Source organism: Nostoc punctiforme PCC 73102, from assembly GCF_000020025.1.
GTDB classification, from domain to species: Bacteria; Cyanobacteriota; Cyanobacteriia; order Cyanobacteriales; family Nostocaceae; genus Nostoc; species Nostoc punctiforme.
This window is the reverse complement of sequence record NC_010628.1, coordinates 3,763,935-3,780,023: the sequence shown is the minus strand read 5'-3', so window position 1 is coordinate 3,780,023 and position 16,089 is coordinate 3,763,935. Positions and strand designations below refer to the sequence as shown.

General features: G+C 42.6%; 1 protein-coding gene. It reads left to right on the top strand.

The window, feature by feature from the left end:
- Positions 1 to 13: 13 nt before the first annotated feature.
- Complete coding sequence (locus NPUN_RS42520) at positions 14 to 16,072, top strand: hybrid non-ribosomal peptide synthetase/type I polyketide synthase (RefSeq protein ID WP_012409516.1); 16,059 nt, start codon at positions 14 to 16, stop codon at positions 16,070 to 16,072.
- Positions 16,073 to 16,089: the final 17 nt, after the last annotated feature.

Here is a 16,089-nt window from a genome sequence, read left to right as displayed (position 1 = left end):
GATTGCTATACTAATGACTTCTCTAAACTGTGCCACTTTTGTTGATTTATTATCTTATCGGTCTTTATCCCAACCAAACCAAATCGCTTATACTTTCTTGGTGGATGGAGATACCGAAGAAGTCAAACTAACTTATCAAGAGTTAGACCAAAAAGCACGAGCTATTGCGGTAGAACTCCAGAGCTTAAAAGCTGCACCAGGCGAAAGAGCTTTGCTGCTTTATCCATCAGGATTAGAATTTATTGTGGCTTTTTTCGGATGTTTATACGCTGGGGTTTTAGCTGTTCCCGTATATCCACCCCGACGCAACCAACGCATGACGAGACTGCAAGCTATTGTCAAAGACTCAGAAGCAAGGTTTGCCCTCACTACAGCATCCGTCTTGACTAATATTCAACAAGGCTTTGCTCAAGAACCAGAATTAACAGCTTTGCATTGCATAGCCATTGACAAGATTGTTAGTGATGCTTCTAATTGGCAAAAGCCACCACTGGAGAAAAGCACGTTGGCTTTTCTGCAATACACTTCGGGTTCTACAGGAACGCCGAAGGGTGTGATCGTTACTCATGGTAATTTGTTGCAAAATTCGGAGTATATCAAGTCAGCCTTTGAACTCACACCAAATAGTGTGTCTGTAACCTGGTTGCCAAGCTTCCATGATATGGGGCTAATTGATGGGGTTTTGCAACCTCTGTATACAGGTTTTCCGAGTGTCATGATGTCACCAGCATCCTTTGTTCAGCAACCGATTCGTTGGCTGAAGGCTATTTCTGATTACAAAGCAACTCATTGTGGTGGCCCGAACTTTGGCTATGAACTTTGTGTGAGTAAGATTACTCCAGAACAACGAGCCAACCTGGATTTGAGTAGTTGGTGCAGCGCCTATAGTGGTGCTGAACCTGTGCGTCGAGAAACTTTGGAAAAGTTTGCCGCAACATTTAAATCTTCTGGTTTCCAAGCTAAATTTTTCTATCCTTGTTATGGGATGGCTGAAGCAACGCTAATGATTTCTGGTGGAGGTGTTGCAGATGAGCCAGTTTACTGTGTAGTTGATCCAAAGGCATTAGAAAAAAATCAAATTATCCAGGTGAGTGAAGATACTCCAAAGGTTAAGCATTTAGTAGGGTGTGGCTATGCGTGGCTCGATACAAAAATTGCGATCGCCAATCCTCAATCGTTAACTTTGTGCGCTCCCGAACAAGTAGGAGAGATTTGGGTATCGGGATCAAGTATCGCCAAGGGTTACTGGAATCGACCAGAGCAAACAAAGGAAACTTTTCATGCCTATTTAGCAGATACGGCGGAAGGGCCTTTCTTACGCACAGGAGATTTAGGATTTTTAAAAGATGGTCAGTTGTTTATCACTGGACGACTCAAGGATGTTGTGATTATTCGAGGATGCAACCATTATCCTCAAGATATTGAACTGACAGTAGAACAAAGCCATCAGGCACTAAAAGCAGGTTCCGGTGCAGCTTTTAGTGTTGACATTGATGGCGAAGAACAATTGGTAATTGTTCAGGAAGTAGAACGAACTTATTTACGGCATCTCAACCTAGATGAGGTAGTTGAAGCTATCAAGACATCAGTCTCTCAAATCCATGAGCTACAGGTTTATGCAGTTTTGTTGCTGAAAACCGGAAGTATTCCTAAAACTTCTAGTGGTAAAATTCAGCGCCATGCTTGTCGCGCGGGATTTTTAGCTGGAACTTTAAATGCTTTAAATACTGTGGATGTGGTCATAGAGCCTCAACTCCAAAATCCCAAAGAAAGCAAAAAGATGCAATTCAGCTTGTTGTATTTCTCTAGCAACGAGGCTGAATTTAGCGATGAAAAATATAAACTTTTCCTTGAAGGGGCTAAGTTTGCCGATCGCAATGGATTTACTGCTGTCTGGACACCAGAACGTCATTTTCACGCCTTTGGTGGTCTATATCCCAATCCATCTGTTTTAAGTGCCGCCCTGACCTCCTTAACTAAGCGCATCCGCTTACGTGCTGGTAGTGTTGTCTTACCATTGCACAACCCGATTCGAGTCGTTGAAGAATGGTCTGTTGTTGATAACTTATCTCATGGCAGAGTAGACTTAGCTTTTGCTAGAGGTTGGAACCCCAACGACTTTGTACTATCGCCCGATACCCATGCAGATAGTAAAGAAGTTATGTTCTCAGGTATCCAAACTGTACAAAAACTATGGCGCGGAGAAAATATTTCCCTTCCTAATGGTGTTGGAAAACAAACAGATATTAAAGTCTATCCCCTACCTATGCAGCGTGAATTGTCTATATGGATCACCTGTACTGGAGGTAAAGAAAGATTTATTGAGGCTGGAGCATCTGGATTTAACATCCTGACGGCACTTCTTTTTCAACCTGTTGAAGAATTAGCCCAAAAAATAGCCCTTTATCGAGAGACTCGAAAGCAACATGGTTACGATCCCGATAGTGGTCAAGTAACTCTGATGTTGCATACCTTTATTGGTGAAGACATTAAGGTTGTTCGCAATCAGGTTCGTGAACCTTTTATAGAATACATGAAAAGCTCTGTGAACTTGTGGAGACACGGTTCTGACGATCTTGATAAGTTGACCGAAACTGAAAAAGCGAACCTCTTAGCTTATGCATTTGAGAGATATTTCCACACAAGTGCCTTATTTGGAACACCCAGCACTTGTTTAGAAATGGTTCAGCGCTTGCATGAGATTGGTGTTGATGAAATTGCTTGTCTCATTGACTTTGGTATTGATGGTAATACAGTTCTAGCCAGTCTTGACTCTTTAAACAATCTCAGACAACTAGTTAACGGTGTAGATGAACCCAGCATCAAAGAAACTATTGAAAGCTATAATCAACCAAAAACAGATGTGCTTAAGCAAACCAATAATGCAATTATCAATAACTCTTTACCAGCGTTTAGCATTGAGACTAGTTTAAAAATACCCTCTAGACAAAATGAGGAGGTGCAAGTTCCCCAAGGTTCTTTACTACAATGGATCGGTGAAGTCATAGTCCAACAAATTGCTAACTCTTTAGGAAAAAAATCGAGCCAAATTTCCCTCGATAAAAGCTTTTACAGTTTTGGTATAGATTCTCTTAAAGCTGTAGAGATTATGGAAACTTTAGGGGAAAAATTCGGCTTTTCTATCTCTCCCACCCTACTGTTTGAATATCCTACACCAACCGAATTTGCCTTATATCTGATTCAAGAGCAAAAAACTCAGTTACAGAAATATCTCTTAGTTAACTGGGAACCTGCTAAATTATGGGCTGTTAACTTAGAACGACAAAAAGCGGTAGTTTTATCTAACAAGTTATTTAACCCTGCAAGCACAAAAGTAGTTGAGCCAATTAACGATCGCATCCGTGCCGAAGATATTGCGGTAATTGGGATGTCTGGACGCTTTCCGCAATCCCCAGATTTGCAGTCATTTTGGGAACTCTTATCTCAAGGCAAAAATGCGATCGCTCAAGTACCTAGCTTGCGCTGGAATTTGTCAGATTGGTATGACAAAAATCCTGGTGCAGCTAACAAAACTTATTCCTGTTGGGGTGGATTTATCGATCATATCGATCAATTTGATCCTCTCTTCTTCCAAATCTCCCCACGGGAAGCCGAGTTAATGGACCCGCAACAACGGCTATTCTTGGAAGTAGCTTGGGAAGCTTTGGAAAACGCTGGCTACTCACCGGAAAGCTTTGCTCAGAGTCAGGTGGGGGTTTTTGTCGGCTGTAGTAATAATGGCTATTACCAACGCATTGCACCTGCTCTGAATACATCAGATTATAGTGCCGGAATTGGTAATCAGAATGCCATCATTGCTAACCGTGTTTCTTTCTTACTAAATCTTCGTGGACCTTCAGTTTTAATTGATACAATGTGTTCCTCCTCTCTGGTAGCGTTGCACATGGCGTGTCGCAGTCTACAGCAAGGTGAATGTACGACAGCTTTAGCCGGAGGGGTTAATCTGCTCTTGTCTCCAGAATATTATGTGGGCATGAGCCGGATGAAAATGCACTCACCAAATGGACGCTGTGCAACCTTTGACAGCCAAGCTGATGGTATCGTCTTAGGTGAAGGAGCGGGAGCATTATTGTTAAAACCTCTGAGTCAGGCTTTAAAAGATGGCGATCGCATTTATGCAGTAATTAAAGGATCAGCTGTCAATCATGATGGTCGGACTAATGGGATCACAGCACCGAATTCGCGTTCTCATGCTGAGGTAATTTGTCAGGCTTTGGATGCAGCAGGGATCTCCGCAGATACGATTTCTTATGTCGAGGCGCATGGAACTGGTACTTCTTTGGGAGATCCAATTGAAGTTGAGGGATTAACGAAAGCTTTCCGCAAATACACAGAACGCAAGCAGTTTTGTAAAATTGGCTCTGTTAAAACTAATATTGGGCATTTAGAATGTGCTGCGGGCATGGCCCAACTCCTGAAAGTTATTTTAGCTATTCAACACCGTCAAATACCTGCAAATTTGCATTTCCAGCAGCCTAATCCACTGATTCCATTTGCAGAAACACCATTTCAAGTCAATACCAAGTTATGTTCTTGGGAATCATCAGGCTTGCGGAGAGCCGGAATTAGCTCTTTTGGTATTGGTGGCACTAACGCTCATATTGTGATTGAAGAAGCACCACCATTAGAACCTGTAATACCAGAAATCGAGCGTCCCAAACATCTACTCACCTTCTCAGCGAAAACAGAAAATGCTCTGGTGCAGTTAGTAAGTCGTTATGAAACTTATCTAGCCGCTAATTTAGATTTACCTTTAGGAGATATCTGCTTTACAGCGAATACAGGACGCTCACATTTTCAGCATCGGTTAAGTGCGATCGCTACGTCAACATCTGACCTGCATCAACGGCTACTTAACTTTATTAGTCAGCAAGAAGTTACAGGAATCAAAATCGGGCGAATACACGAAAATACGCCACCAAAAATTGCCTTTTTGTTTACAGGGCAGTGTTCTCAATATGTAGGTATGGGAAGCCAACTCTACGAAACGCAACCTACCTTCCGAAAAATTCTGGACTACTGCAATGAAATTTTGCGTCCTTACTTAAAAGAGGATCTGCTAAAAGTTATCTATCCCCAACCAGGAGAAACCTCGCTCATAGACCAGACAGCTTACGCCCAACCTGCTCTATTCGCTCTAGAGTATGCCTTGGTACAGCTTTGGAAATCCTGGGGTGTAGAACCATCTGTAGTGATGGGTCATAGTGTTGGGGAATATGTTGCCGCTTGTGTGGCAGGGGTTTTCAGCCTAGAGGATGGATTGAAGCTGATTGCGGAGCGATCGCGTTTGATGCAAAGCCTACCACAAACAGGAGCGATGGTGGCAGTATTTGCTTGCGAGGCAGATATTTGGGCTATTACAGAAATTGATCTGGCAGAAGTGGCATTCGCGCCGCGTCTCGAAGAGAAACCATCTGTAGGCATTGCAGCCTATAACGGCCCACAAAATACTGTGATTTCTGGAGAGCGGGAGGCAATTGAGCGAATCTGTGCAAATTTAAAAGCCGCAGGAATTCAAACGAAAAAGCTTGTAACCTCCTACGGTTTCCACTCTCCACTTATGGAGCCAATACTGGCAGAATTCCGGCAAGTTGCTGCCACTGTGACTTATAATGCTCCTCAAATTGATATCATCTCTAACGTTACCGGACAACTGATCGGTGAGGCGATTAATCCTGAATATTGGTGTGATCATTTAATATCGTCAGTACAGTTTGCTAAGAGTATACAGACGCTTCACACCGCAGATTATGAGATTTTTGTGGAAATTGGCCCAAAACCAATTTTATTGGGAATGGGGAGTAAATGCCTTCTAGGTAAAGGTCTTTGGTTAGCTAGTTTACGTCAAGGGCGCGAAGATTGGCAACAAATACTCGAAAGTTTAGGAGAGCTATATGTACATGGGGTACAGGTAGAATGGTCTGGTTTTGACCGTGATTATTTCCGTCGTCGTGTGCAATTGCCAACTTACCCGTTTCAGCGTAAACGTTATTGGATTGACGCACCAGTAAGTACATCAGATAATAAATTTGACACACAAAAATCTCTGCCATCCCAATTAAGCACTAGCCAATTTGATACAGAAATAGCTCCACCATTAAAGGCATTACAGCCCAAAGTTGATACAACTCCTCAAATCAAAAGGCTGGATCTGATTGTTTCAAAATTACATTCTTATATAGTAAATTTACTGAAAGCGGAACCTTCGGAAGTGGATTTTTATGCTCCTTTTTTAGAGATAGGAGCGGATTCCTTAATGTTAATCGATGCCATAAATTACATAGACATCACATATCGCATTAAGATTACCATCAGTCAATTGTTTGAACAATTGACAACTATCTATGCAGTAGCGTCCTACATCGATCAGAATTTGCTTCCAGAGCCAATTTTTGTCGATGTACAACTACCTGAACCTGTATATCAAACTCAACCGCCAACACCACAGAGTCCTCCTTTGGCATTTGTTGAGTCCAATGGTAATGGTCATTCTCATACTCAACAACCAACATTAAAATCTACTGTTCAGCAAACAGCAGGTGAAACAGCAGTAGAAAGAATAATGCTGCAACAACTGCAAGTGATGTCTCAGGTGATGTCTCAGCAATTAGATGTTTTGCGTGCCACAGGGAATGTGCTGTCATCGAATGGTAATTCTCATCTAGCATCATCTCCACCAACACCACAAAATCAGGTTGTAAAAGAAACAGGCATTGCTATCAATCAGGTTCAATCTAATCAAACCGTTACTAAAAATTTCTCTCCCATAGAACCGCCACCACCAAGAGAAATCAATCAGCCACAGCAGCAGCACTTAAAAACACTGATTTCAAATTATACTCAAAAAACACAATCATCAAAGCAGTATGCACAAACTTATCGCTCATTTTTAGCTGATAGTCGTGCTGTCGCCGGATTTCGCCCTTCTACCAAAGAAATGGTATACCCGATTATTGGTGAACGCGCCAAGGGTGCGAGATGTTGGGACATAGATGGGAATGAATATGTAGATATCACAATGGGATTTGGAGTCCTGCTTTTTGGTCATGCAGCACCGTTTATTACCGCAGCGGTAGATGAACATCTTCAGCAAGGCATTCAAATTGGCCCACAGGCAAATTACGCCGGGGAAGTTGCCGCGTTAATCAGTGAACTGACGGGTATGGAGCGAGTCACCTTCTGTAACTCAGGTACAGAGGCAGTGATGACAGCGCTACGTTTGGCGCGTACAAAAACAGGCCGTAGCAAGATTGCGATTTTTGCTGGTTCTTATCATGGTCATTTTGATGGAATTTTGGCTAAAGAATCGTTAGATGGATTATCAACAGTACCCATTGCACCCGGAATCACTGCTAATGCGGTTGAAGATGTGCTGGTGTTAGATTATGGAGAACCCAAATCTTTAGAGATTTTGCAAGCTCATGCTGCTGAATTAGCTGCTGTATTGGTTGAACCAGTGCAAGGACGTAACCCTGATTTACAACCGCGAGAATTTTTACAACAGTTACGACAGTTTACAGCCGTAGCAGGTGTAGCACTGATTTTTGATGAAGTGCTTGTGGGTTTCCGCATTCATCTAGGTGGGGCGCAAGCATGGTTTGGGATTGAAGCAGACATTGTTACATACGGCAAGATTGTTGGTGGTAGCATACCAATTGGTGTGGTAGCTGGTAAAGCCAGTTACATGAATGGGATTGACGGTGGTTTGTGGAACTATGGGGACGCTTCTTATCCTCAAGTAGAAAAGACATTTTTTGCTGGCACTTTCAACAAAAACCATTTGGGGATGGCTGTAGCTAGGGCTGTACTCAAGTATCTTAAAAGCCAAGGGCCAGCGCTGCAACAGCATTTAAATCAACGGACATCGGATTTAGCGATCGCACTTAATACATACTTTGAACAGGAAGAAGTGCCCATCAAAATTGTGTATTTTGGCTCGCTGTTTCGTTTTGCTTTTTCGGGGAATTTTGATTTACTGTTCTATCACCTGATATATAAGGGTGTTTATATTTGGGAAGGACGTAACTGTTTTCTTTCTACAGCACATACTGATGAAGATATTGAGTATGTGATTCAGGCTGTCAAGCACAGCATAGAAGAGATGCGTGCAGTCGGTTTTATCCCCAAGCGATCGCCTAAACTATCAGCAGGTAGTAATGGTAATGGCACAGTTAAAACAACTCAAAATGGTGTCTTGACAAAGCCAGTCGTTACAGAATCAGTACCAGTCTTGGAAGCAATCGCTAGAGAAGGTAAATTACCTCTGTCCTTAGCTCAACAACGATTGTGGTTTCTCGATCAGTTAGAGCCAAACAGCGCTTTTTACAACATTCCGGCGGCGGTACGGTTACAAGGTCAGCTAAATGTCGCAATTTTAGAACAAAGTTTTAGAGAAATCATTCGCCGTCATGAAGCCTTACGTACCAATTTCATTACCTTAGATGGGCAACCACATCAAGTTATCCATCCTAATTTGAATTGGCAAATATCAGTAGTGGATTTGCAACATTTACCAGTCAGTAAACGAGAAAATGAAAGTCAAAAAATAGCGATCGCCGAAGCGCAGCGACCATTTAACCTCGAAACAGAATCATTAGTGCGAGCTACTTTATTAGTACTGTCCCAGACAGAGTACATCTTACAAGTAACAATGCACCACATTGTCTCTGATGGCTGGTCAATGAGCATACTGATAGAAGAGTTCACTGCACTTTACACCGCTTTCAGTCAAGGTCAACCTACGCCCTTAGTAGAACTCCCCATTCAATATGTTGACTTTGCTGTGTGGCAAAGAAAATGGTTACAAGGTACAGTTCTTCAGTCTCAACTTACTTACTGGAAAAAACAACTCTCAGGTGCAGCCACAATATTATCACTGCCGACAGATAGACCACGACCAACAATGCAAACTGTCCGGGGAGCGCACCAACCCTTTGCACTTTCTTTTGAGCTAACAGAAGCGCTCAAAGCACTGAGTAAAAAAGAAGGTGTTACCTTATTTATGACAGTGTTAGCAGCTTATAATATACTGCTTTACCGCTATACAGGACAGGCGGATATTTTAGTCGGTTCGCCAAACGCTAGTCGCAATCGCCCTGAAATCCAAGGATTAATTGGCTACTTTCTCAACATTCTTCTGCTACGTGCAGATATGTCAGGTAATCCAAGTTTACGGGAATTTCTCAAACAAGTCCGCAAAACAGCCTTGGGAGCTTACGCCCATCAAGATGTGCCTGTAGAGGAGTTGATTGAAGCATTACAGCCAGTACGGGACTTAAGCTACACACCACTATTTCAGGTGATGTTCATTCTTGATAGTGCTACCCCAATATCAGAAATGCAGCTACCCGGTGTAACTTGGAGCAGCATGACAGTAGAAAATTACACTTCTAAGTTGGATTTAACTTTAACTTTAGAGAATACTGCTCAAGGATTGGTGGGTGAATGGGAATATAACACCGACCTGTTTGAGGCTGCTACTATTACCAGAATGGCAGAGCATTTCCGAAATTTGCTGGAAGGAATGGTAGCTAACCCTGAACAGCGCATTGCAGAATTACCATTACTCGCAGCATGGGAACGCCAACAATTATTGGTGGAATGGAACAATACTCAAAGAGAATATCCTCACAAGTGTATTCATCAGTTATTTGAAGAGCAGGTAGAGCTAACCCCAAATGCAGTAGCAGTAGTATTTGGTAATCAACGACTTACTTACCAAGAGTTAAACAGCCGCGCCAATCAATTAGCCCACTACTTACAAGAACTAGAAATAAAACCAGATACCCTAATTGGCATTTGTCTAGAACGTTCTTTAGATATATTCGTGGGTATTTTGGGGATTTTAAAGACGGGAGCAGCTTATGTACCCCTTGACCCTGATTATCCTCAAGAGCGTTTAGACTATATGTTCAGCGATTCTCAAGTATCCATATTGCTAACTGCTAAAAAGTTAGTAACCCAGATACCAAGACATAGCGCCCAATTAGTCTACTTGGATGCAGATTGGGATGTAATTGCTACTAAGAGTCAGCAGAATCTAGCTAGTGAGGTGAAACCGGAAAATTTAGCCTATGTAATTTACACATCAGGTTCTACCGGCAGACCAAAAGGGGTAATGGTTCCCCATCGCAGTTTGGTAAATGCTTATTTCGGTTGGGAACAAGCTTATGAACTGCGAACAAAAACCAGTAGTCATTTACAAATGGCAAATTTCTCTTTTGATGTATTTACTGGGGATTTGGTGCGCGGGCTGTGTTCAGGAGCTAAGTTAGTTCTTTGCCCCCGTGAATGGCTTCTGACTCCAGAACTTCTCTATAAGCTGATGCAAGAAGAGAAAGTTGATTGTGCCGAGTTTGTGCCAGCTGTAATCAGAAACTTAATTGCATATCTTGAGAAAACAAAGCAAAATCTTGACTTTATGCGAGTGCTAGCTGTTGGTTCCGATAGCTGGTATGTGAAGGAGTATGAAGAATTTCAGCGCTTTTGTGGTCTGGAAACGCGATTGATTAATTCCTATGGGGTAAGTGAAGCCACCATTGATAGTTGCTATTTTGAAAGCACCAATGTCAAACTGCCAGTTGAAGCCCTAGTACCCATTGGTAAACCATTTCCCAACGTTCAAATCTACATCCTTGATTCCGATCTTCAACCAGTACCCATTGGTGTACTTGGGGAATTATACATCGGTGGTGCTGGTCTGGCTCATGGCTATCTTAACCGCCCAGATTTGACACAAGAGAGATTTATTGCTAATCCTTTGAGTAATGAACCTACCTCGCGCCTTTATAAAACTGGAGACTTGGCACGGTTTTTAGCAGATGGCAACATCGAATTTCTGGGACGGATTGATAATCAAGTTAAAATCCGGGGCTTCCGCATCGAGTTGGCAGAGATAGAAGCTGTCCTTAGACAGTATCCTACTGTGTCACAGACAGTAGCGATGGCTCGTGAAGACATTCCTGGTGATAAACGCTTAATTGCTTATGTTGTTGGCAATCAAGAGTCAGTACCCGTAATTAGTGATTTGCGTCGTTTCTTGAAAGAAAAGTTGCCTGAGTACATGATACCTGCAGCTTTCATGGTTCTGCAAACAATACCACTTACTCCCAACGGCAAAGTTAACTATCGAGAACTACCAGCTCCAGAAATATCACGTGCTGGACTAGAAGCCAGTTTTATCGCCCCACGAAATCCCATTGAAGAGATATTGGCGCAAATTTGGGTAGATGTTCTGGGAGTTAAACAAGTAGGTATTCACGATAACTTCTTTGAGCTAGGTGGACACTCTTTAATCGCAACGCAACTTATCTCTAGAATACGGACTGCCTTAAAAGTAGAATTACCTTTGCGTAGTTTATTTGAAGCTTCCACTGTCGCCGATTTAGCTGAACGGATTGCTTTACAGCAAGACGCACCACATTTAAATGCACCATCTCTACAATCAGTAGTTAGGGATGGACAACTATCACTTTCTTTTGCTCAACAACGATTATGGTTCCTCAACCAGTTAGAGCCAAATAGTGCGCTTTATAACATAGCGGGAACCGCACGTTTACAAGGTGAGCTAAATGTAATTGCTTTAGAACAAAGCCTCGGCGAAATCATCCGTCGCCACGAAAGTTTACGTACCAACTTTATTACCCAAGAAGATGGGCAAGCAGTACAAATTATTCGCCCTGATGCTGCTTTCACAATGCCAGTTGTAGATTTGCGACAACTATCAGCAAGTGAGCAAGAAATTGAAATTCAACGATTAGCAACAGTAGAAGCACAGCAAGCATTTGACCTAGCAAATCAACTTTTAATCCGGGCGACTTTATTAGTGCTATCAAAGACAGAACATATATTACTGTTCTGTATGCACCATATTGTCTCTGATGGTTGGTCAATGGGTGTTTTTGTCCAAGAGACAGCAGCAATCTATGGCGCTTTTTCTCAAGGTCAGCCCACACCACTGCCAGAACTTGCCATCCAGTACGTTGACTTTGCCGTGTGGCAGAGACAATTATTGCAAGGTGAGATTAAAGAGTCCCAACTTGCTTATTGGCAACAACATCTGGCGGGGGCAACAGCTTTATTAGAACTACCCACTGACCGACCTAGGCCGGCGGTACAAACCTTTCGAGGGGCAAATCAATCTTTCGTACTTTCTTTTGAGCTAACAGGATCACTGATCTTATTGAGTCGGCAAGAAGGTGTCACCCTGTTTATGATGCTATTGGCAGCTTACGATACCTTGCTTTACCGCTACACAGGACAGACAGATATTTTAGTCGGTTCTGCGATCGCCAACCGGAATCATAATGAAATAGAAGGATTAATTGGTTTTTTTGTCAACACTTTAGTTTTCCGCACAGATGTTGCAGGTAATCCCAGTTTTCGGGAATTACTAAACCGAGTCCGAGAAGTTGCTTTAGGAGCATACAGCCATCAAGACTTGCCGTTTGAATTACTGGTAGAGACATTACAACCGGAGCGCAACTTAAGTTATACACCTCTGTTCCAGGTAGCATTTGTCCTTCAGAATGCCCCAATGTCAGAAATAGAGCTTCCTGGTTTAACCTTGAGTTCTATGACACCAGACAATAAAACAGCAAAGTTTGATTTAACTTTAACCCTAGAGAACACTGCCACAGGATTAATGGGTGTATGGGAATACAACACAGACTTGTTTGAAGCCAGCACCATTGAAAGGATGACGGGACATTTCCAAACCCTGCTAGAGAGTGTTGTTATTCAACCAGAGCAACGCATTGGCGAATTACCTCTCCTCACAGCTAAAGAACAATACCAGCTGCTAGAAGAATGGAACCACACTCAAAAAGACTATCTTGGAAATATCTGCATTCATCAGTTTTTTGAAATGCAGGTGGAACGCACCCCCGATGCAGTGGCATTGGTGTTTGAAAATCAACAACTCACTTACCGAGAACTAAATCAACAAGCGAACCACTTAGCCCATTATTTAAGGACTCTAGGTATAAGAGTTGATGTGTTAGTTGGTCTGTGTGTCGAACGTTCTTTAGAAATGCTAGTAGGATTATTAGGGATTCTGAAAGCGGGTGGTGCTTATGTACCGATTGACCCGGAGTATCCCCAAGAACGAATATCTCATATCTTGTCAGATTCTCAAGTGTCGCTGCTGCTGACACAACACCGATTAGTTGCAAGATTACCTGAGCATCAAGCCACACTGGTAGTCATTGATGAAAGTTGGGAACAAATTATCCAACACAGCCAAGAAAATCCAATTAGTGGGGTGAAAGACTCGGATTTAGTAAATGTGATTTACACCTCCGGCTCAACAGGCAAACCCAAGGGTGTGATGGTGAAACATTCCGGGTTATGCAACTTAGCTCAAGCCCAGATTGATTTGTTTGATTTACTGCCCTCAAGTCGGATTCTGCAATTTGCTTCTTTTAGCTTTGACGCATCAATTTGGGAAGTGGTGATGGCATTGGGTTCAGGTGCAAGGCTGTATTTAGGAACTAAAGAGTCTCTTTTACCTGGTTTGGAATTAATTGAATTATTACGCGACTATGGGATTACCCACATTACCTTGCCACCATCGGCGTTAGCAGTTCTACCACAAGCAGAACTTCCGGCATTACAGAACATCATTGTGGCGGGTGAAGCTTGCGCTCCTGACTTGATTAAGCAATGGTCAGTTGGGCGACGTTTCTTCAACGCTTATGGACCAACGGAAACTACTGTCTGTGCAACTGTAGCAGAATGTGGCAATGGCGAGCGCTCCGATAAACCCCCTATTGGTCGTCCCATTCCTAATACTCAAGCTTATATCCTTGATAGTTATCTCCAACCTGTGCCGATTGGTGTACCCGGTGAGTTGCATATCGGTGGTGCTGGTGTAGCTCAAGGCTATCTTAACCGCCCTGAGTTAACCACCGAGAAATTTATTCTCAATCCGTTTGAGGATAGCGCAGCGTTAGCGAGCCCGCGAGCATCGGCAGAAGGGAGCAGATTATATAAAACTGGGGATTTAGCGCGTTATTTACCTGATGGTAATATCGAGTATTTAGGACGCATTGATAATCAGGTAAAAGTTCGGGGCTTCCGCATTGAATTGGGAGAGATAGAGGTAATACTGAGCCAACACCCAGCAGCGTTACAGGTAGCAGTAATTGCCCGCGAAGATGTTCCTGGCGACAAACGCTTAGTCGCTTATCTTGTACTCAACCAAGAAGAAGCTCCCACTGTTAACGATTTGCGGCAATTCCTTAAGCAAAAGCTGCCTAATTACATGATGCCTTCAGCTTTTGTGTTCTTAGAAACCCTTCCCATAACTCCCAATGGCAAAGTAGACCGTCGGGCATTACCAACACCTGATTTACGCTGCGAATTAGAAGTTAGTTTTGTTGCTCCCACTACATCTATTGAAGAGACGCTAGGAAAAATCTGGGCAGATGTGCTGCGAGTTGAACAAGTCGGCATTCACGATAACTTTTTTGACCTTGGTGGTGATTCCATCCTCAGTCTGCAAATTATTGCCAGAGCAAATCTTGCAGGACTGCAACTCATTCCTAAACAGTTATTTGCACATCAGACTATTGCCGAGTTAGCAGCAGTAGTAGGCACAACGAAGAAAATTCAGGCAGAACAAGGTTTAGTTACCGGGGCATTACTGCTAACGCCCATTCAGGAATGGTTCTTTGAGCAGAATCTACCTGAACCACACCACTTTAACCAGTCAATTCTCTTATTAGTGCCTCCTGATGTGCAGTCAGAGCTATTGGAGCAAGTGTTGCAAAAATTACTGTTACACCATGATGCTCTGCGGTTACGGTTTATACCAGATGGCGGAGATTGGCAGCAAGTTAACGATGGCTTAGAGGCAAAAGTACCTTTAAATGTGATTGATTTATCTACAATTCCAGCAGAGGAGCAGTCAGTAGCCTTAGAAAATAGTGGTAGCGCACTCCAAGCTAGTTTGAACTTATCCACTGGGCCACTAATGCGGGTTGCACTGTTTAAGTTTAGTAACAACCAGCCTTATAGGTTGTTGGTGATTTTACATCATTTGATAGTGGATGGTGTTTCTTGGCGAATTTTGTTAGAGGATTTGTTCAGCGCTTATCAGCAACTAAGTCGCGGCGAGATGATGGCGCTACCGCCAAAAACATCTTCCTTTAAAGATTGGGGGCATCGGTTAAGGGAGTATGCGCGATCGCTAGCACTGACATCTGAGTTAAACTACTGGATGCAGCCTAACTTTAACTTTACCTCTTTGCCAACAGACTATCCTGTAAGTAAAGATGCCAATAATATTGCTGCAACTGCTCAAGTATCAAGGTCTTTGAGTTTAGAAGAAACTAGCGCTTTACTACAAGAAGTACCTGCTGCTTATAACACCCAAATTAATGATGTCTTGCTAACTGCTTTACTTCAAAGCTTTGCTCAGTGGACTGGCTCTTCTTCCCTATTAATTGATATCGAGGGACACGGACGAGAAGAACTTTTTGATGATTTGGATTTGTCGCGTACCGTAGGCTGGTTTACAAGCTTATTCCCTGTCCGTTTGCAACTCGAACAGACAAACCATCCCGGAAATATCCTAAAGTCGGTGAAGGAGCAACTACGCCAATTACCAAATCGTGGTATTGGGTATGGAATCCTGCGATATTTAAGTCCCTATGCAGAGCAATTGAAAGCTTTACCTCAAGCAGAAGTAAGTTTCAACTATTTAGGACAGCTAGGTCAAAAATCCTCCGCAGCAGATACTTGGAAATTGGCTCAAGAGTCTGGAGGAGTAGAGCATAATTCTCTCGAAAATCGCAATTATTTATTAGATATCAACGTTTTAACAATCAATGGAAAGCTGCAAATAAATTGGACTTACAGCCAGAAAATTCATCAACTAAAAACAGTTGAGTGTTTAGCTGATTGGTTTATGAATGCCTTAAAAACTCTGATTAACCATTGTCAATCACCTGATGTTGGTGGTTATACATCTTCAGACTTTCCTGAAGTTAGTTTGAGTCAAGAAGAGATTGATAATCTCAATCTCATGTTTGCTTTTGATCCTTCTTAAGTTTAAGTTGAGCTTGA

Excerpts from the sequence above, each read along its gene's own strand:
- NPUN_RS42520 (WP_012409516.1), top strand. The coding sequence starts at position 14 with ATGACTTCTCTAAACTGTGCCACTTTTGTTGATTTATTATCTTATCGG.